Raw genomic sequence first — 17,605 nt, forward strand, 5'->3', positions numbered from 1 at the left:
GCGTTATTCACCTCGTGTGGGTAGGGCGAAAGCCTGACGCAACGCGTGGGCCAGCCCTTGCAGCGCGAGAAGGACAAAGCCGAATGGAATGAGCGACTTGAGCAGCCAGCGTAGAGGCAGGCCACCGGGGTTGGGCGACGCCTCACCGCGGGCGAACGACTGGGCGATCCAGGGCAGCGTCAGCCAGGCGATATACAGCCCCATCACCAGCAGCAAGAGTCCGCCGATCACTTCAATCACCCGTTGCAGGCCTACAGGGAAGCGCTCGTAGAAAACATCTACGCGCACCTGCTCGCCCATCAATAGCAAATACGACATGCCAAACAGTGCAATAGGTGAGATCAAGTGCCACTGCAGTTCCTGCAGCCATATCGCGCCAATGCTGAACACATAGCGCATCAATACGTCGCCAGCGACGAGCCCGACTAAAACCACGCAGGTCCAGGCGGCGATCCAGCCAAATAGCCGAACCACCGCCTCAACTCCGTGAACAAAAAATGCCACGGCGCGCATATCAGACTCCGATAATATCGTTTAACCAGGCACGCTCACTGGCGCCTGCCCAGCGGTCATGGTTGGCTTTAAAGGCCATGTAGTTATCGTGCACTTTGCGCACCAGCGGGTCAGCGTTGGCCTCTGTCGCCAGGGTATCTTGAGTGGCTTCGCGCAGCGCATCGATAACGGGGGTAGGTAGCATGCTGGCAGTGACGCCTTCGTTCTCCACTAGATCTGTCATGGCCTCGCCATTGACCGCTTCAGACCAGGTCACACTCTCTAAGCAGGCGGCCATACAGGCGGTTTTGACAATCATCTGCAGATCTTCTGGCAGACTATCCCAGTGGGTTTTCGAGATAAGCAGTTCGCCCGTGGTCGAGGGTTCGTGCCAGCCTGTAGTGTGGTAGAACTTGGCGGCGTTATGCAGGCCCATGCGACGGTCTTGGAAGGGGCCTACGAATTCAGCTGCATCAATCACGCCACGCTCCAGCGCGGGGAAGATTTCACCACCGGGCAGTACACGGGCATCCACGCCAAGCGAAGAGTAAACCTGGCCCGCCAAGCCAGGAACGCGCATGCGCAGCCCGTTGAGCTGGCTAATATCCTCGATCGGTTCGCGGAACCAGCCGGTCATTTGCACGCCGGTATTGTTCAGCGGGAAGGCGACCATGCCGTAGGGCTCATACACTTCGTGCCAAAGCTCCAAGCCGCCGCCGTGGTAAAGCCACGCCATATGGCCCATAAAGCTCATACCAAATGGAACGGTAGTGAAGTACTGAGCGGCAAAGGTGGTGCCTGACCAGAAGTAGCTATTGGCGGCATTCATTTCGATGGTGCCGCTTTGAACTGCTTCAAAGCCTTCAAAAGCTGGAATTAGCTCGCCGGATGAAAAATGCTGAATATTGAGTCGCCCGCCGGACATGGCGTTGATTTTGGCGATCACGTCAGTGGGGCTGCCTGGGCCTTCCACGTAAAAGGGCGAGCCGGGCGGGTAGGCATTGGTCATACGCCAGTTGAAGCTCTCGGCGGACTGCGCACGGGCGATAGACGGGGCGCCCAAGACAAGGCCTGCCGTGGAGGAGACGGCAGCTGTGGTGAGAAACTTGCGACGGGATAAGGACATAGCACACCTCATTTATGATGGAATTGGTCAGCCAGGGAACACAATGAAGTAGCAAGGGGTGTGCCATAAAAATCGATTTTATTTTAAATAAAAGATTTTTAAGGGTTTTGTCGGTCTCTGCTGAAAAGACTAAATATAAGAAAAATAACCGTTTGCACCGTTATGACGCCGAATGAGTGTCCAGGGCACCCTCGGTGTGCATACTGGCTTCGCAAAAATTGGACGTAGAGGTAGGTAATTGAAAGCGTGTCAGTTAGTTTGGTGAAGGCAGGGTGCTTGACAGCTCAATAAGGTCTGAGTAACATACGCGCCACCTCGACGAGGCAATGCAACGTCCCATTCGTCTAGTGGTCTAGGACACCGCCCTTTCACGGCGGTAACAGGGGTTCGAACCCCCTATGGGACGCCACTTATTCTTTTTCTTTCTAGAGCTAGAGCTAGAGCTAGAGTAAGCGGTCGTCAGGGTTATCGGAATGCGGGAATAGCTCAGTGGTAGAGCATCGCCTTGCCAAGGCGAGGGTCGGGAGTTCGAATCTCCTTTCCCGCTCCAAGCATTAAAGTGCTTACAGTGTCCCATTCGTCTAGTGGTCTAGGACACCGCCCTTTCACGGCGGTAACAGGGGTTCGAACCCCCTATGGGACGCCACTTTCGGTAAGTTAGGTAAAAGCTAAGTAAGTGTTCTATAAGCGGGAATAGCTCAGTGGTAGAGCATCGCCTTGCCAAGGCGAGGGTCGGGAGTTCGAATCTCCTTTCCCGCTCCAGTTTTAGTAGTACCGGATCGGTAAGCGATGGGTCGGGAGCTGGAACGCCAGCCCGGTCGATTTCCTTTCCCGCTCCAGGTTTGATTTAGTCCCATTCGTCTAGTGGCCTAGGACACCGCCCTTTCACGGCGGTAACAGGGGTTCGAACCCCCTATGGGACGCCATCTAGTATGTTGTTTGCGTTGCGGGAATAGCTCAGTGGTAGAGCATCGCCTTGCCAAGGCGAGGGTCGGGAGTTCGAATCTCCTTTCCCGCTCCATGTAGACAGTCACAAGACGGTAGGTAAGGGTCGGGAGCTGGAACGCCAGCCCGGTCGAATCTCCTTCCCGCTCCAAGCGCTTCCTAGTTTTCATTTGGTTATCTCTCTTTATTCCTGATGCGCTAGCTACTTGCTGGGCGTCATTCTTTGCGTGCCTGACGGTTGGTGTTCTTAATCACCTTGAAAAAAGTCGTTTGCGCCCTAATGTTTCTCCTTCTCTTCTTATTTTGCTGACAGGACATGTTCATGGCCGAACCGGCATTGTCGATCCGTGGCCTTACCAAAGTGTATGGCAACGGCTTTCAGGCGCTCAAAGGTATTGATCTCGACGTCCAGCAGGGCGATTTTTTTGCTTTGTTGGGCCCCAATGGCGCCGGCAAGTCCACCACCTTGGGGGTGGTTTGCTCGCTGGTGCAAAAGACGGCGGGCAAGGTCTCCATATTCGGTATCGATGTGGATAAGGACTTCGCTAAAGCCAAGTATCAACTGGGCGTGGTACCCCAAGAGTTCAACTTCAATCAATTTGAGAAAGTGCTCGATATCGTACTGGCCCAGGCAGGCTACTACGGCATGACCAGTCGCGAAGCTTTGCCCCGCGCTAAACAGCTGCTGACCGATCTGGGCCTATGGGAGAAGCGCAACGGCAGCGCGCGCATGCTGTCAGGTGGCATGAAGCGCCGCCTGATGATCGCTCGAGCGCTGATGCATCGTCCCAAGCTGCTGATTCTGGATGAGCCAACCGCCGGGGTGGATATCGAACTGCGGCGCAGTATGTGGGAGTACATGCGGCGGATTAACCAAGACGAAGGCACCACCATCATCCTGACGACGCACTACCTGGAAGAGGCTGAGAGCCTTTGCCGTAATGTGGCGATTATCAATAATGGCGATATTGTGCGGAACACTAGCGTGCGAGGCCTGCTGGCTGAGCTGAATACCGAGACCTTCCTAATTGATACCTCCGAAGCCATTACAGACATACCCAAGATAGACGGGTTTGAGATAAAACAGCTGGAGTCTACTCAGCTATCACTCGTGGTGCATCGCGGGCAACGTTTAAACGATGTCTTCAAGGCGCTGAGTGAGCAGGGCATCCAGGTGGTTTCCATGCGTAATCGCGCCAACCGCTTAGAGGAGATGTTTGTGTCGATGGTGGAAGGCAGTGGGCTAGGGGCGATAGACCAGCGCGTTGAGAAGACGGAGGAGCGCGTATGAATGCTACGCAAACATTGATCGCCCTGTGGACGCTGGTGCTAAAAGAGATCAAACGTTTCACCCGCATTTGGCCACAAACGCTGTTGCCTCCCTCTATCACCATGGCGATGTACTTTATTATCTTCGGCAACCTAATTGGTTCGCGGATTGGTGACATGGACGGCTTCAGCTACATGGACTTTATTGTCCCTGGGCTGATCATGATGTCGGTGATTACCAACAGCTACTCCAACGTGGCGTCGAGTTTTTTCTCCAATAAGTTTCAGCGTTCGATCGAAGAGATGATGGTCTCGCCCATGCCCAATTGGGTGATACTGGCTGGCTTTATTTTAGGCGGAATGGCACGAGGCCTGGGCGTGGGGTTAATTGTCACAATCGTTTCGCTGTTCTTTACCCGTCTAACCATGGAGCATCCGCTGCTCACGGTATTGGTCGTAGTGCTGACGTCTGCGCTGTTCTCTATTGGCGGATTTATTAATGCGTTACTGGCCAATAAGTTCGACGATATTTCTATCGTGCCGACGTTTATCCTTACGCCGCTGACCTATTTGGGCGGAGTGTTTTACTCTATCTCAATGTTGCCTGACTTCTGGCAGGGCGTTTCCATGCTCAATCCAATTTTGTACATGGTCAACGTTTTCCGTTATGGCTTCTTAGGTGTTTCGGATATTCCCGTTGGCTGGGCGCTCGCTGCCATTTTTGCCTTTATCATTATGCTGTTTGGCATTGCACTGGCGATGCTGGAACGCGGCAAAGGTATTCGCAGCTAGACGCATCAATCCGATTGAGAAGAGAGAGCTTTTATACAATGGCACACCGCCCAGACACTTTAGCGCACGCGCCGTTAGGCCGCGATTCCGCTTACCCTGAGCAGTATGACGCGGGGCTGTTATATCCTATTCCCCGCGTGGCTAATCGAGAGCCGCTGGGGATTGAAGAGGGAACTCTGCCGTTTGTGGGGGAAGATGAGTGGCACGCCTTTGAAGTCTCCTGGCTGAACAGCCGCGGTAAGCCTATTGTGGCCGTGGCGCGCTTTCGCTTGCCAGCAGCCTCACCCAATCTGATTGAGTCCAAATCCTGGAAGCTCTACCTCAATAGCTTCAACCAAACCCGTTTCTATAGTCGTCAGGAAGTGATGGAAACGCTGGCCAATGACCTCTCCTTAGCGGCGGGGGCTGAAGTGAGTGTCGAGCTGTTTGATGTGGATGCGCCAGAGCTTTCGCCACAGCACTTACCGGGCGAATGCTTGGACGATTTAGATATCGCAGTAAGCGACTATACGCCTAGCAGTGATCACCTGTCGGTAGGGGAAGAGATTGTCGAGGAGACACTCTACTCCCATCTGCTGAAATCCAACTGCCCCGTTACCGGTCAGCCAGACTGGGGCAGCATGCTGATTCGTTATAAAGGCCCGAAAATAGACCGCGAAGGGCTGCTGCGTTACCTGATTGGATTTCGCCAGCACCAGGATTTTCACGAGCACTGCGTTGAGCATATCTTCTGCGATTTAATGGCCCAGGCAAAGCCTACGCAGCTGCTGGTACTGGCGCGCTATGTGCGGCGCGGCGGGTTGGATATCAGTCCCTGGCGCGCAACCCCAGGGTTAACGCCCCCCACGCCACTGCGCCTAGCAAGGCAGTAAGCGGCAATGTTATAAATGACAATGCTATAAATGACGGTGCTAAAGTAGCCTCACACAATTGGACTTGGAGTCATCAATGGACGCACTCACGCTGCTTCACGAGCGTAGCTCAATGGGCAAGCTGATGGAGCCAGCGCCCAGCGGCGAACAGCTCAGCGCCATTTATCAGGCCGCGCTACGTGCCCCGGATCATAAAGAGCTGCGCCCCTGGCGCTTTATCGAGTTTAGCGGGGAAGGGCGAGAACGCTTGGGCGAGCTATTCGCCGAGGCGGAGTTTCAGGAAGATCCTAGCGCCGATGACGAAACGCTCAACTCGGCGCGCAAAAAGCCGCTGCGGGCGCCGATGATTATCGCCGTGATCGCCAAGGTCACGCCCAAACTTGAAAAAGTACCCAAAATGGAGCAGGTGATCTCCGCCGGGTGCGCCGCCCACGGCATACTGCTAGCCGCCCACGCCCTAGGGTTGGGAGCAATGTGGCGCAGCGGCAAGTACGCTTTCGACCCCGTAGTTCGCAAAGGGCTGAATCTGGATGAAGATGACGAAGTCGTCGCGTTTATCTATCTGGGCACCCTGGGGGGGCGCCATAAACCGGTACCGCAGCATAATGTTGCTGACTTTTTGGAGCGTTGGGACTAGCGATGAGTCTCCCTCGTCAGCCAGGTGTCCCTCATCCACGATTGCCGCTGCCAGAGGGCCAGCTGGAAGACCTGGCCGCTTTTCAGCAGTGGCTGAGTGACGCCATACCCATGGTGAGCGGCCTAGGTATTAGCGAAATGACGCGCCAAGGAGATTCACTAATCTGGCAGTTAGCACTGGAGCCCAACCTTAACGATAAAGGCACGGGCTTTGGTGGCGCACTGACGGCGCAGACGACGCTACAAGGCTGGTGCTGGGTAACGCTATGGCTACGTGAGCGGGGCATTGCGCGCGATGTCGTCGTTGCCGAGGCTAGCCAGCGTTTTCTGGCGCCGGTAACAAGTGACTACCGCTTGGTATGTACGCCAGCCGTGTCAGAAGGCCCTACTCAGCTTGCCAACAAGCTCGCTGAGCGAGGAAAAGGCCGCATAGCGCTAACCCAGCAGCTCTATTGTGGCGAGACGCTCTGCCTGGAAGCCAAGGGCAGCTACGCTGCATTGTCTGAACGATAACCGGGGTATGTCACTAACCTAAAGGTTCGTCAGCCGGAAAAGGCTTGCTATTTCGAGGCTTAGCCAATAGTATATGCGCCGTTCTGTCGCGAAAGGTTCAGCCTTTCAACAGCGCCAAAACGCGGAGGGGTGTCCGAGTGGTCGAAGGAGCACGCCTGGAAAGTGTGTAAGCCGCAAGGCTTCGAGGGTTCGAATCCCTCCCCCTCCGCCAAGAATTTTAAAGGCCGTCAAGCTCTTAGCTCGACGGCCTTTTTCGTTTTTGGCTGTCTGGAATTGTCTTGGGAAAAATAAAGAAAGCTGTTTAAAAAGGCAGAACGCCACCGAAACCAATACCCAGCACGGCCACGATAACAACAACGATAACGACGATAGTGGTAGTAGACATATTCTCTTCCTTTGAGTAGTGAGCGTTGCTATAGCGTAGTCGCGAAAGCGTTATTTCGCACGTAGGCGACAACGACTGCACTGCGGTTTCCTCACGACGGAATGAGGGAACCAGCATGCGTCAGCGGGAGTAGGGCAGGTAGGGGGCTGCTGGGCTTGGCGCCGTGCTTACCTGACTTGCTGTTGTTCTTTTAGGCAGTTAAGCAGCAACTGACGGATTTCTTCATGTTCCTCCGAATCGCTGCGCCATATGCAGTGCGACTGATGTCGTGTCGTTGAATCGGTCAGAGGGAGAAAGCTCACATTGGAAAAACCGGCTTTGGCAAGTGATTTGGGAACTAAAGCAACCCCCATCGCATTAGCTACTAGAGCAAGAATGGTCAACCAGTGGGAGACTTCGTGGCAGATATGGGGTTTAACATCTGCGTGGTGAAACAGGCCGATGATCCTGTCGTAATAGTGAGGGGCAAGGTCGCGACCAAACAGGATGATAGGCTCATTGGCTAATTCCTTGACTGCCAACTCGCGTCGGCCTGCCAGATGGTGATGCGCTGGCAAGCAGCACAGGAAGGGTTCGTCCGACAGGATGACCGACTCGATTCCCTCGGGTAACGGCATCGAATGGATGAAGCCGATATCGAGCTGCTCCTGCATCACTGCTTCTACTTGATCTGCCGAGTTGCGTTCGATCAATTGTATTTCGATGCCGGGATAGCGGGATTGCAGGCGTTTGAGCAGTTCCGGAAGGCCGCGAAAGAGCATGGCGGGCGTAAACCCAACACGCACCAGGCCGGTGGCGCTTGAGGCAATGCGCTGCACCAGCGTTTGCGAGTCTTCTAGCTGCTCGAGAATCCGGCGTGCCTGGCGCTGGAAGGCTTCTCCGGCGGGCGTGAGGGTAACGCGTTTGCTATTGCGCAGCAGCAGCTTGACCTTTAGCTCCTCTTCCAGTTGACGCAGGCTGGCACTTAGTGGTGGTTGAGAAATATGCAGGCGCTGCGCTGCTTTGCCGAAATGTAGTTCCTCCGAGAGCACCAGAAAGTAACGCAGCTGTCGAAATGTCAGCGCCATTGGCTTCGTTCCTTATCGTTTCTTGTTCTTCAATCATACATAAAACTGAATCAATGGATCCTAAAACAGTATTGGAGACGGTCTCCGTACCCGCCTAATGTGACGATAAAACATATAATAAGTCCAAGAGGTACGCCGTTGTGAATGAAATGATACACCGCAATATCCCCGATTCCTGGGGGCAGAACAGTTACCATAACGATCCCACCCTTTCCCAGCTTTTGGATATCTATTTGCCGACGGCGCTACGTCAGCACTTGGAACACCACTTCAACGAGATGGGAGCCCTTGCTGGCGGTGAACTGGAAGCGCTGGCCATCGAGGCTGACAAGCATCCGCCTGAACTTGCCCTGCGCAACCGAAATGGCACCGAGCGTCAGCAGATCCTCAAACATCCAGCCTATCAACGCCTGGAAGCGTATGCCTATGGGCAGTTCGGGCTGGCGGCCATGTCGCACCGCGGTGGAGTGCTTGACTGGTCGGAACCCATGCCGCCGGTAGTGAAGTACGCGCTGACGTACCTGTTCGTGCAGGCAGAGTTTGGCCTTTGCTGCCCGCTTAGCATGACCGATGCACTGACTCGCACGTTGCGCAAGTTTGGCGACGAAGCGTTGGTGAACCGCTACCTGGAAGCGTTGACCTCACAGGATATGGATCTGGCCTATCAGGGAGCCATGTTCATGACCGAGCAGGATGCAGGCTCTGATGTTGGAGCGATTACCACGGAAGCGAGGCAGGAAGAGGGCAAGTGGCGCCTTTATGGCGACAAATGGTTTTGCTCTAACCCTGATGCCGCGCTGGCGATGGTATTGGCGCGCCCCGAGCAGGGGGAGCGGGGCACTCGCGGTCTCACGTTGTTCCTGCTGCCCCGGTATCTGGAAAATGGTGATCTTAACCATTACCGCATCGTACGCCTGAAAGACAAGCTGGGTACTCGCTCCATGGCGAGCGGTGAGATCCTGCTCGAAGGCGCCGAAGCTTATGTGGTGGGAGAGCCGGGGCAGGGCTTCAAGCAGATGACGGACATGATCAACATGTCTCGTCTCTCGAACGGGGTGCGGTCGGCGGGGCTAATGCGTCGCTCACTCAACGAGGCGCTTTTCATTGCCCGCCATCGGCAGGCGTTCGGTAGCCAGCTCATCGAGCTGCCGCTTATGCAGCGTCAGCTCAGCAAGATGATGCTCACTGCCGAGCAAGGGCGCACGATGGTCTTCCACACGGCAGAGTGCCTGCGGCGTGCCGATGCGGGGGATACCCAGTCAGCCAAGCTCTTGCGCATCCTGACACCCATGATCAAGTTCCGCACCACGCGGGATGCACGCAAGGTGGCTGGGGATGGCATGGAAGTACGTGGTGGATGTGGCTACATCGAGGAGTGGTCGGATGCCCGCGTGCTGCGTGATGCCCACCTTGGCTCAATATGGGAAGGCACCAGCAATATCGTTGCCCTGGATGTTTTTCGGGCGATTCGGCGTGAACAGACCTTGCCGGTACTGGCTGACTACTTGCACCAACAGTTGCAGGCGTCCGCCATTGAGAATCACGAGCGCCACCTGTTGCAGGTGCTCCTCGACAAGGCAGTAGAGAGCGCGAATGCACTGGCAGAGGATCCTGCCTGCGAGCACGACGCGCGGCGGATCGCCAGCAGTCTCTACCACATTACCTCCGCCATTCTTATGGCCTGGGAGGCGTCCCGGATCACGGGAGACAGGCGGCGATTGGCACTCGCCTGGCTGGTGGTACGCCACAAGCTACTCCCTCCCGATCCGCTATCGGTCAGTCGAGCGTCGCCGGAAGCGCTGGCGATGCTGCTCAGCGAAACGCCGATGACCGACGAACAGGTCTCTGCGGTGGTAAATACTCAAGCACTGGCGCGTTCCCACGGGCTGGAGGTGGGTCATGGTTAAACCCAATGGCGCACTGAGCGGAATCAGGGTGATTGATCTTAGCCGTGTGCTGGGAGGCCCGTACTGTACCCAGGTGCTGGGTGACTACGGTGCGGATGTGATCAAGATCGAGCCTCCCGGGGGGGATGAAACCCGCGGCTGGGGGCCTCCTTTCGAAGGTGATGCAGCTTCCTATTTCCACGGCTTGAACCGCAGCAAGCGCGGGATGGCGCTGGATCTTCGCCATCCTGACGGCAAGGCTCTGCTACTACAACTGCTGGAGGGCGCCGATGTGCTGGTGGAAAACTTCAAGCCGGGAACCCTGGAAAAGTGGGGACTGAGCTATGACATTCTCAGCGCGCGCTTTCCTCGTCTGATCCAATGCCGAATCAGTGGGTTTGGTGCTGATGGTCCGATGGGCGGTTTGCCTGGCTATGACGCCATCATCCAGGCAATGGCGGGACTGATGAGTGTCAACGGTGAGAAACAGGGGGAGCCACTGCGAGTGGGGCTACCCATTGTCGATATCGTGACCGGCCTGAATGCCGTCATCGGTATCACCTTGGCTCTCCATGAGCGTACGCGCAGCGGGCTTGGGCAGTTTGTCGAAACAGCACTGTTCGACTCCGGGCTCTCCTTGATGCATCCCCACTTTCCCAACGTATTCTACGGTGGGCCGCCGCCGCGCCGCACGGGAAATGAACATCCCAATATTGCCCCTTATGAGGTCTACCGGACGGCGACACAGCCGATTTTTCTGGCGGTTGGCAATAATGTGCAGTTCGCGCGCTTATGCGAGTTGCTCGAATGCCACGACGTTAGCCAGGATGAACGCTTTGCAACCAATGGTGCCCGCCTGGGTAACCGCGATGCACTGCGTAATGTGCTGGAGAGTGCCATGGCCAGGTGGGAAGGGGATAAGCTCGCCGACCGGTTGATGCGCATCGGCGTTCCCTGCGGGCCCGTACTCGATACCACGCAAGCGCTGGCGCATCCGCATACCCAGCACCGCGATATGATCGTCAATATCGGCCATTACAAGGGCACAGGCTCGCCGATCAAGCTAGCCCGTACGCCCTCACGCTATGAAACGCCACCGCCACGCTTTGCCGAACATACCGACGCAATCCTTCATGAAGCAGGATTGACCGTGCAACAAATAGAACACCTTAGAGCGAAAGGCGTGCTGCCGGATGTGCCGGTGGCATGAAGCCTTTTGCACAACACGATGTACTCCATTGCCCAATCCTAAGGGCTGAAAAATAAGCACAATTAACGTTACGCCAATAACAACACAACATGAGAGCAAAACCATGAAACGCACGCACCTGACCACTGGCCTTATCTCCACCGTTTTTGCCGTTCTAGCCAATACGGCCTCGGCCGCAGAGCTTCCCAGCACCATGACATGGACCGCCTATGATGTGGGCTCGCAAGGACACTCGGAGGCCTCCGCCATCGCCGATGCCTTTGGCAAGGGCTACAACACCCGCATACGTATTCAGCCTGCGGGATCGGCCATTGGGCGAATGCAGCCTTTGGTTAGCGGCCGAGCTGATTATGCCTTCCTAGCCACGGAATCCTTCTTTGCAACGGAAGGAATTTACGACTTCAGCGAGCGCCGCTGGGGGCCGCAAGACCTCAGAGCCGTTGCTGGAAGACCATCTACCTTTGGTGTGCCATCGGCAGCCGACGCTAATATCCATACGCTCGAAGACTTGCGGGGGCAGCGGGTTGCCTACGTGGCAGGCAACCCTTCGGTCAATGTGAAATGTGATGCGATCTTGGCCTTTGCAGGGCTGGGGCGCGACGATGTGGAGGCGGTGATGTTCCCGACTCACGGCGCCGCCATGAGTTCGCTGGTCGAGGATCGGGCCGATGCCACCTGCACGACCACCACCGCCAGCCAGCTTTATGAGCTGGAGGAGTCTTCTCGTGGTATTCGCTGGATAGATATTCCTGCCGATGACGAAGAGGGCTGGGCGCGCATGAACCAGGTGGCCCCTGTCTTCCAGTCATTCCGTGAAACCATTGGCGCTGGGCTAAACGAAGAATCTCCCGCCAACATGCTTGCTTACCGTTACCCGATCATCGTAGCCATGGCTGATCGTGACGAAGAAGAGGTCTACCAGTTCATCAAGAGCCTGGATGAGAGTTATGACCTTTATCGTGACGCGACCGCTGCCATTCACCGCTGGGCAATCGAGGACTCCGGCGTGCCACCTATCGATATACCTTTCCACCCTGGGGCTATCCGCTATATGGAAGAGAAAGGGCTATGGAGCGAGGAGATGCAGACATGGAACGATAACCGCCTCGCCCGCCTGGAAGCACTGAAACAAGCTTGGGATAGCCTGCTGAACGAGGAGCCAGACCTCGAAGGGGATGCGCTTGCCGAACGTTGGGAGGCTCGCCGGCAAGAAGTGATTGGCGCGCTTTGACCACGGGTGGATATGTCACTGGGAGCGACATCATGAGCAATTCAAGTCAAGAGCGATTGGAAGGTTCGGCAAGGTGGATAGTGATGGGGCTGGGAGCCGTCGGTCTGTTGATGACGATCAACCAAACCTTTGCCCTCAATCTGTTGGGGTTCTATCCGATCGGTAATGCCTTTATCTACTATCTGATAGGGCTGTTCCTATCGGCGGCACTACTGATCTTTCCGGCTCGCAAGGCTGATACCGAACGCCTTCCCTGGTATGACTGGGTGCTGGCGGGGGCTGCTCTTGGTGGCGCCATCTACCTCGGCCTTAATGGCCTGCGCATGACCCAGCAAGGGTGGGAGTATTTCGCCCCGCTCGAAGCCACGCTGGTGGCAACGATGATGCTGCTACTGGTGCTGGAGGGCGTTCGCCGCTGTGGTGGCTGGGCGATTTTTGCCGTGGCACTGCTATTTGGGCTCTATCCGCTCTATGCAGGCCACATGCCTGGTTTCCTGTGGAGTAATGGTTTTGGATGGGGGGAAACCATCCGAGCCCATGTCATGGGGGCGGAAAGCATTGTGGGCGTGCCGATGCAGGTCGTCGCCAACCTGATTATCGGCTTTGTCGTGTTCGGGATAGCGCTGACCATCACCGGTGGCGGTGAGTTCTTCATGAATTTCGCCACTGCATTGATGGGCCGAAGCCGCGGCGGGCCCGCCAAGGTGGCCGTCGTTTCCAGTGCCTTCATGGGCAGCTTATCCGGTAGTGCGGTATCCAATATTCTGACCACAGGGACGATTACCATTCCTGCCATGAAGCGCAGTGGCTATTCACGCGAATATGCCGCTGCCGTAGAGGCGTGCGCCTCCACGGGCGGAACCTTGATGCCGCCCGTTATGGGGGCCGTTGCCTTCATCATGGCTTCCTTCCTAGGCGTCAGTTACGGTGAGGTAATGCTGGCGGCGTTGCTGCCTGCGGTGCTCTTCTACCTGGCCCTGCTGCTTCAGGTAGATAACTATGCTGCCCGCAAAGGCCTCATGGGCATGTCCGCCAAGGATATTCCCAGGGTGCGTGACACGCTGCTCTCTGGATGGCCGTACCTACTCAGTTTGGGCGTGCTGATCTACATGCTGCTTGTCATGCGTCTGGAAAGTCAGGCGCCTTATTATGCCACCCTGATATTGCTGGCGATTGCACTGGTGCGCCGTCAGCAGCGGCTGCGTATCAGCCAACTGCTGGATTTTTTCTATCAGTTGGCACACGGGGTGGGGAGTCTGGTCGCCGTTTTGGCCGGTATCGGTTTGGTGGTCGGTGGGCTTTCCTATACGGGGGTTGCAGGGGCTTTCTCTCGCGAACTGCTGTTGTATGCAGGTGACAGCATTCCCCTGATGCTGGCGGCGGGGGCGATTACCAGCTTTATCCTCGGGATGGGAATGACGGTCAGCGCATGCTACATCTTCCTGTCGATTCTGCTTGCGCCAGCGCTAGTGGGTGCTGGCCTCAATCCTCTTGCCAGCCACCTGTTCATTCTTTACTGGGGAATGCTCTCCTATATCACTCCACCCGTGGCGCTAGCCGCCATTACTGCTGCCGGTGTTGCCGGCGCCAACAGCACCCGAACGAGCCTGTATGCCGTGCGGTTGGGAGCCGTGCTGTTCGTACTGCCGTTCCTGTTTGTGCTCAACCCATCGCTGATTTTGCAGGGCCCCCTGTTGAGCGTGATGGCCTCCGCTTTTACAGCCATGACCGCGATCTGGTTGGTGGCAGCGGCGATGGAAGGATACCTTTATCGAATAGGTTCGGTGGGAGTGCGCATGCGTTGTGCGCTGCTGCTGCCTGCCGCACTGATGATCTACCCCGAATGGATCAGTGACCTGCTGGGCTTTCTAGCGCTTGCATTGTGCTATCTGATGGCGGTGCTGCACACCACGAAACGCGCAGATATTACGAAGTGCTCTACCTAGGTGAAGCTGCTTTATACACCCACGGCGTTCGGCAGCAGAGCCTGTCGAGCGCCGTCATGCTTACTCTGCATTCCGCAACGCTTTCCCCAGCCTGCCAAAGTAGTCGCTGAACGCTGCATTGATCTGTTCCCGCTGTGCACCCCGTGGGTAAAGACCTCTTTCCGCTTCAGGAGAGGTCTTGGTGCCTTTGACCAGGAAGTGATTGGTGATGGCCGCATCCTGCACAAACCCTTCAAAGGCGCGTGCGCAGAGCTCTTCGGGTTTACTGTAATAGAGCTGTCCAAGTTTTTTATCCATCTGTACTGAACGTTGAAACAGCTCGCTAGGCTGATCACCCGCTGGTCGAAGCAGTACGGCCTTGAAGCAATGCATCAGCAGTTGATTCAGAGGGTGTGCAATGGGCGTTGCATCGGCGAGCCAAGCGGTAGAGGCGAACATACCGACGGGTGTGCCGCGAAAACACTTGCTGACGATGTAGTGATCAAAAGCATGAAACCACTCGTGGGCAATGCTGCCGGGGCCAGCGTTTTTGGCCAGCGCAAAACTGCGTTGGCTGGGGTCGTAGTGGGCAGAAACACCAGGTCGACCACCGCTGCCATATTGCAGCGCGATTGAGCCGCGTAGTGAAATCAGCGCCTCTGGTCCCTGTAGAATCACCATGAGATCGCACAGTGCATCATGAAACAGCTCGGCGGCACGGTCGCGCTCAGCGTTGGTTACCCAGCGTCCAATCTCAATGGAGCGAAAATCAAACTGACGCCGGATCAGGGCAAAACTGCTGGCTTGCCCCTGGCGATGGTCAGGACCACTGCGATAAAAATCCCGCGCTTCGATGCTCACTTGTCGTTTCTCCTTGCATTCCGCCATCCAGACCCCCACTAACTAACCGTAACGCATTTTAATTGCCTCATTTTCCACCGCCAGGAGAGAGATATGAGCAAGCGTATTTTAGTGGTACTGACGTCTCACGATCAGTTGGGTGATACTGGTAATAAAACCGGTTTTTGGCTCGAAGAGCTGGCAGCCCCTTATTATGTCTTTAAAGACGCGGGTGCTGAAGTAACGTTGGCATCGCCCAAGGGTGGGCAGCCGCCGCTTGACCCAAAAAGTGACGCAGACGATAGCCAAACCGATGAAACGCGCCGCTTTAAGCAAGATGAAAAAGCTAACGCGGAGCTTGCCGCTACCCATCGCTTGAGCGACATGAAGGCTGATGATTTCGATGCGGTATTCTACCCTGGGGGCCATGGCCCGCTATGGGATCTCGTTGACGACGCGGACTCGATTCGCTTGATCGAAACCTTTATCGCCCAAGGCAAGCCGGTTGCCACGGTTTGTCACGCGCCGATAGTGTTGGTAAATGCTAAAGACAGCGCTGGTGAACCGCTAGTAAAAGGCCGCCAAGTAACGGGCTTTACTAACGGCGAAGAGGAGGCTGTGGGCTTGACCAATATCGTGCCGCATCTCGTTGAAGATGCCTTGCAAAAGTGTGGCGGGATTTATAGCAAAGCGGATGATTTCACTCCTTACGTACGTGAGGATGGCCAACTGATCACAGGGCAAAACCCTCCTTCCTCAGCGCTCACGGCTGAAACGCTAATGGCGTGGCTGACGAAATAACCCGCCGGTATTAATACCGGGTTTGGTGACGACGGCGAGGCTCTCCTCGCCGTTTGTATTTTTGGGTGCCGATTAGATTCTGACTATGCTTATAGGGAGATAGGTTATTTATTTTTAATTAGCTATGTTCTCAACAGCGCAGTTCTCAGCAGCGCAACAAGGAGGCGACTAACATGGAGACAGCACGCGTCTATCGGATGAAAACCGCGGAACATCTCTGCCCATTCGGTATGAAAACAGTCGATTTGTTAAAACGCAAAGGCTATCAGGTTGATGACCATCCGCTTACATCCCGAGATGAAATTGAAGCGTTCAAGGCCCAGGAGAATGTCGATACCACTCCGCAAACCTATATAGGTGATAAACGTATTGGCGGCTATGAAGAGGTGCGTGAGCATTTAGGCATGAGCGTGCCGAGTGCAAAAGAGACCGCATATCGGCCAGTGATCGCGATTTTTGTTACCGCTTTGCTCATCGGTCTGGCGATTAGCTGGGTTGCCAATGGCACCTTAGTGGCGGCACGAATGCCCGAATATGCGGTGGCCACGGCCATGGTGCTGCTGGGTTTGCAGAAGCTGCAGGATGTAGAGAGCTTTAGCTCGATGTTCCTTAACTACGACTTACTGGCTCAGCACTATGTCCCTTACAGTTATGTGTACCCCTACGCAGAGACCCTGGCAGGGGTACTAATGCTGGCCGGTGCCATGCTTTGGCTGGCAGCACCGCTGGCACTGTTTATTGGCACGGTAGGTGCGGTGTCGGTCTTTAAAGCCGTGTATGTGGATAAGCGTGAGCTGAAATGCGCCTGCGTTGGCGGAAGCAGCAATGTGCCACTAGGGTTTGTATCGCTGACAGAAAATATCGCCATGGTGCTGATGGGACTATGGATGCCGCTGAAAATGTTGCTATAACAATCGTCGTCAAAAACTTGCTTGGCTAAAATGCTGTTTAAAATCCAAAAATCCGTTAAAAAACAATTTATTTGCCGCTACATATCACAGGTTAGATAAACCTGCTGTTATAAAGCGCACTGTGTGTGCACAGCGAAGGGAACTCGCGACAGGGAAGAACAAGCAAGGATTGCTTGTGTAGCACAAGGATGCACAAACAGGATGTTTGTGGTGCAAGATCAGGGAAGAACAGATGAAAACCCGGCCAAGGAGTGGCCGGGTTTTTTTTACCCTGAAATAAATAAAAATTTAATTAAGCTCTTATGACGCTTTCGTTAATAATGTATTGCTATTGATAGTAAAAAGGCAGCGGTCACAAAGATAAGCCTTTTTTATAATAACCGCTTAAGTTGGTAAGCGATTGTTTTAACAAGCATAGTGATAATAAAGCGAGCTTAATTCACTCAAGGGTATTTCAACCGCTGTTTGACAGTTCAGGCAGCGTACGGTGGTACTGTTTTTACCGGTGCCTTCTAAACGGAAGCGGTTCAAAAACGGGTTTTTGGGTGACTCATTGTTGCCACAATGGCGACAGATGACATCCAGCCCGTTGACTTTGCTGCTAATAATAATGTCTCGCACGCTGACCTCCTACCATTAGGTTAGATGATGGTTCAGGCGTGGTAACGTTCGTGTAGAGTAGCATCGTTGCCAATACTTTTAAT

At 55.1% G+C, this 17,605-nt stretch carries 17 protein-coding genes and 7 tRNA genes; 18 read left to right on the forward strand and 6 right to left on the reverse strand.

Annotated elements, in window-relative coordinates; genetic code table 11:
• Positions 1 to 3: 3 nt before the first annotated feature.
• Together LMS44_RS06755 and LMS44_RS06760 are read right to left on the reverse strand one after the other, a co-directional pair.
• Positions 4 to 513, reverse strand: coding sequence for a TRAP transporter small permease subunit (locus LMS44_RS06755; protein WP_141439634.1), 510 nt, complete (start codon positions 511 to 513; stop codon positions 4 to 6).
• 1 nt (position 514) lies between these two features.
• Complete coding sequence (locus tag LMS44_RS06760) at positions 515 to 1,618, reverse strand: TRAP transporter substrate-binding protein (RefSeq protein WP_039860147.1); 1,104 nt, start codon at positions 1,616 to 1,618, stop codon at positions 515 to 517.
• 333 nt (positions 1,619 to 1,951) lie between these two features.
• Here LMS44_RS06760 and LMS44_RS06765 point away from each other — a divergent pair.
• The 12 genes from LMS44_RS06765 (at position 1,952) to LMS44_RS06820 (ending at position 6,856) form a co-directional block, all read left to right on the forward strand.
• Positions 1,952 to 2,027, forward strand: a tRNA-Glu gene (locus LMS44_RS06765).
• A gap of 66 nt (positions 2,028 to 2,093) precedes the next feature.
• Positions 2,094 to 2,168 (forward strand) — tRNA-Gly (locus LMS44_RS06770).
• A gap of 20 nt (positions 2,169 to 2,188) precedes the next feature.
• Positions 2,189 to 2,264 (forward strand) — tRNA-Glu (locus tag LMS44_RS06775).
• A gap of 41 nt (positions 2,265 to 2,305) precedes the next feature.
• A tRNA-Gly gene (locus tag LMS44_RS06780) sits at positions 2,306 to 2,380 on the forward strand.
• An 88-nt stretch (positions 2,381 to 2,468) separates the two neighbouring features.
• Positions 2,469 to 2,544: transfer RNA gene (locus tag LMS44_RS06785), tRNA-Glu, on the forward strand.
• A gap of 20 nt (positions 2,545 to 2,564) precedes the next feature.
• Positions 2,565 to 2,639 (forward strand) — tRNA-Gly (locus LMS44_RS06790).
• 246 nt (positions 2,640 to 2,885) lie between these two features.
• Positions 2,886 to 3,854 (forward strand): ABC transporter ATP-binding protein, encoded by a 969-nt coding sequence (locus tag LMS44_RS06795; RefSeq protein WP_022520404.1) that lies wholly within the window; start codon positions 2,886 to 2,888, stop codon positions 3,852 to 3,854.
• Positions 3,851 to 4,624 (forward strand): ABC transporter permease, encoded by a 774-nt coding sequence (locus LMS44_RS06800; RefSeq protein WP_022520403.1) that lies wholly within the window; start codon positions 3,851 to 3,853, stop codon positions 4,622 to 4,624. The genes LMS44_RS06795 and LMS44_RS06800 overlap by 4 nt, the downstream gene beginning before the upstream one ends.
• 38 nt (positions 4,625 to 4,662) lie before the next feature.
• Positions 4,663 to 5,496: an NADPH-dependent 7-cyano-7-deazaguanine reductase QueF gene (gene queF, locus LMS44_RS06805; protein WP_278371869.1), complete on the forward strand. Its 834-nt coding sequence runs from the start codon at positions 4,663 to 4,665 to the stop codon at positions 5,494 to 5,496.
• A 76-nt stretch (positions 5,497 to 5,572) separates the two neighbouring features.
• Entirely contained in the window at positions 5,573 to 6,133 is a 561-nt protein-coding gene (locus tag LMS44_RS06810) for a nitroreductase family protein (protein ID WP_174788067.1), read from the forward strand.
• A gap of 2 nt (positions 6,134 to 6,135) precedes the next feature.
• On the forward strand, positions 6,136 to 6,645 hold the full coding sequence (locus tag LMS44_RS06815; RefSeq protein ID WP_278371868.1) for a YiiD C-terminal domain-containing protein: 510 nt from the start codon (positions 6,136 to 6,138) through the stop codon (positions 6,643 to 6,645).
• Between the two features lie 123 nt (positions 6,646 to 6,768).
• Positions 6,769 to 6,856, forward strand: a tRNA-Ser gene (locus LMS44_RS06820).
• A gap of 90 nt (positions 6,857 to 6,946) precedes the next feature.
• Here the strand turns inward: LMS44_RS06820 and LMS44_RS06825 are convergent.
• Positions 6,947 to 7,111, reverse strand: coding sequence for a hypothetical protein (locus LMS44_RS06825; protein WP_155830865.1), 165 nt, complete (start codon positions 7,109 to 7,111; stop codon positions 6,947 to 6,949).
• 86 nt (positions 7,112 to 7,197) lie between these two features.
• Positions 7,198 to 8,097 carry a LysR family transcriptional regulator gene (locus LMS44_RS06830; protein ID WP_022520395.1) on the reverse strand — a complete coding sequence of 300 codons (900 nt, stop codon included), beginning with the start codon at positions 8,095 to 8,097 and terminating at the stop codon, positions 7,198 to 7,200.
• 149 nt (positions 8,098 to 8,246) lie between these two features.
• Here LMS44_RS06830 and LMS44_RS06835 point away from each other — a divergent pair, with 149 nt between their 5' ends.
• From LMS44_RS06835 to LMS44_RS06850, 4 genes are all read left to right on the forward strand, one after another.
• Entirely contained in the window at positions 8,247 to 10,004 is a 1,758-nt protein-coding gene (locus LMS44_RS06835; protein ID WP_278371900.1) for an acyl-CoA dehydrogenase family protein, read from the forward strand.
• Positions 9,997 to 11,193, forward strand: coding sequence for a CaiB/BaiF CoA transferase family protein (locus LMS44_RS06840; protein WP_022520393.1), 1,197 nt, complete (start codon positions 9,997 to 9,999; stop codon positions 11,191 to 11,193). Before LMS44_RS06835 ends, LMS44_RS06840 begins: the two co-directional genes overlap by 8 nt.
• A gap of 103 nt (positions 11,194 to 11,296) precedes the next feature.
• Entirely contained in the window at positions 11,297 to 12,424 is a 1,128-nt protein-coding gene (locus tag LMS44_RS06845; RefSeq protein WP_278371867.1) for a TAXI family TRAP transporter solute-binding subunit, read from the forward strand.
• Between the two features lie 32 nt (positions 12,425 to 12,456).
• Positions 12,457 to 14,370 (forward strand): TRAP transporter permease, encoded by a 1,914-nt coding sequence (locus LMS44_RS06850; RefSeq protein ID WP_278371866.1) that lies wholly within the window; start codon positions 12,457 to 12,459, stop codon positions 14,368 to 14,370.
• A gap of 60 nt (positions 14,371 to 14,430) precedes the next feature.
• On the opposite strand, the gene LMS44_RS06855 is transcribed toward LMS44_RS06850, so the two are convergent.
• Positions 14,431 to 15,210, reverse strand: coding sequence for a CLCA_X family protein (locus LMS44_RS06855; protein WP_230804575.1), 780 nt, complete (start codon positions 15,208 to 15,210; stop codon positions 14,431 to 14,433).
• Between the two features lie 93 nt (positions 15,211 to 15,303).
• Between LMS44_RS06855 and LMS44_RS06860 the strand changes: the two genes are divergently transcribed.
• Positions 15,304 to 15,990 carry a type 1 glutamine amidotransferase domain-containing protein gene (locus tag LMS44_RS06860; protein ID WP_009288080.1) on the forward strand — a complete coding sequence of 229 codons (687 nt, stop codon included), beginning with the start codon at positions 15,304 to 15,306 and terminating at the stop codon, positions 15,988 to 15,990.
• A gap of 173 nt (positions 15,991 to 16,163) precedes the next feature.
• The gene (locus LMS44_RS06865) at positions 16,164 to 16,901 is read left to right on the forward strand and encodes a glutaredoxin (RefSeq protein ID WP_278371865.1); all 738 of its coding nucleotides are present in this window, start codon (positions 16,164 to 16,166) and stop codon (positions 16,899 to 16,901) included.
• A gap of 405 nt (positions 16,902 to 17,306) precedes the next feature.
• On the opposite strand, the gene LMS44_RS06870 is transcribed toward LMS44_RS06865, so the two are convergent.
• Complete coding sequence (locus LMS44_RS06870) at positions 17,307 to 17,522, reverse strand: hypothetical protein (RefSeq protein WP_022520387.1); 216 nt, start codon at positions 17,520 to 17,522, stop codon at positions 17,307 to 17,309.
• Between the last annotated feature and the right edge of the window lie 83 nt (positions 17,523 to 17,605).

This window comes from Halomonas profundus (assembly GCF_020865425.1).
Lineage (GTDB): Bacteria > Pseudomonadota > Gammaproteobacteria > Pseudomonadales > Halomonadaceae > Vreelandella > Vreelandella titanicae.

Excerpts from the sequence above, each read along its gene's own strand:
- LMS44_RS06755 (WP_141439634.1), bottom strand. The coding sequence starts at position 513 with ATGCGCGCCGTGGCATTTTTTGTTCACGGAGTTGAGGCGGTGGTTCGG.
- LMS44_RS06760 (WP_039860147.1), bottom strand. The coding sequence starts at position 1,618 with ATGTCCTTATCCCGTCGCAAGTTTCTCACCACAGCTGCCGTCTCCTCC.
- LMS44_RS06795 (WP_022520404.1), top strand. The coding sequence starts at position 2,886 with ATGGCCGAACCGGCATTGTCGATCCGTGGCCTTACCAAAGTGTATGGC.
- LMS44_RS06800 (WP_022520403.1), top strand. The coding sequence starts at position 3,851 with ATGAATGCTACGCAAACATTGATCGCCCTGTGGACGCTGGTGCTAAAA.
- queF (WP_278371869.1), top strand. The coding sequence starts at position 4,663 with ATGGCACACCGCCCAGACACTTTAGCGCACGCGCCGTTAGGCCGCGAT.
- LMS44_RS06810 (WP_174788067.1), top strand. The coding sequence starts at position 5,573 with ATGGACGCACTCACGCTGCTTCACGAGCGTAGCTCAATGGGCAAGCTG.
- LMS44_RS06815 (WP_278371868.1), top strand. The coding sequence starts at position 6,136 with ATGAGTCTCCCTCGTCAGCCAGGTGTCCCTCATCCACGATTGCCGCTG.
- LMS44_RS06830 (WP_022520395.1), bottom strand. The coding sequence starts at position 8,097 with ATGGCGCTGACATTTCGACAGCTGCGTTACTTTCTGGTGCTCTCGGAG.
- LMS44_RS06835 (WP_278371900.1), top strand. The coding sequence starts at position 8,247 with ATGATACACCGCAATATCCCCGATTCCTGGGGGCAGAACAGTTACCAT.
- LMS44_RS06840 (WP_022520393.1), top strand. The coding sequence starts at position 9,997 with ATGGTTAAACCCAATGGCGCACTGAGCGGAATCAGGGTGATTGATCTT.
- LMS44_RS06845 (WP_278371867.1), top strand. The coding sequence starts at position 11,297 with ATGAAACGCACGCACCTGACCACTGGCCTTATCTCCACCGTTTTTGCC.
- LMS44_RS06850 (WP_278371866.1), top strand. The coding sequence starts at position 12,457 with ATGAGCAATTCAAGTCAAGAGCGATTGGAAGGTTCGGCAAGGTGGATA.
- LMS44_RS06860 (WP_009288080.1), top strand. The coding sequence starts at position 15,304 with ATGAGCAAGCGTATTTTAGTGGTACTGACGTCTCACGATCAGTTGGGT.
- LMS44_RS06865 (WP_278371865.1), top strand. The coding sequence starts at position 16,164 with ATGGAGACAGCACGCGTCTATCGGATGAAAACCGCGGAACATCTCTGC.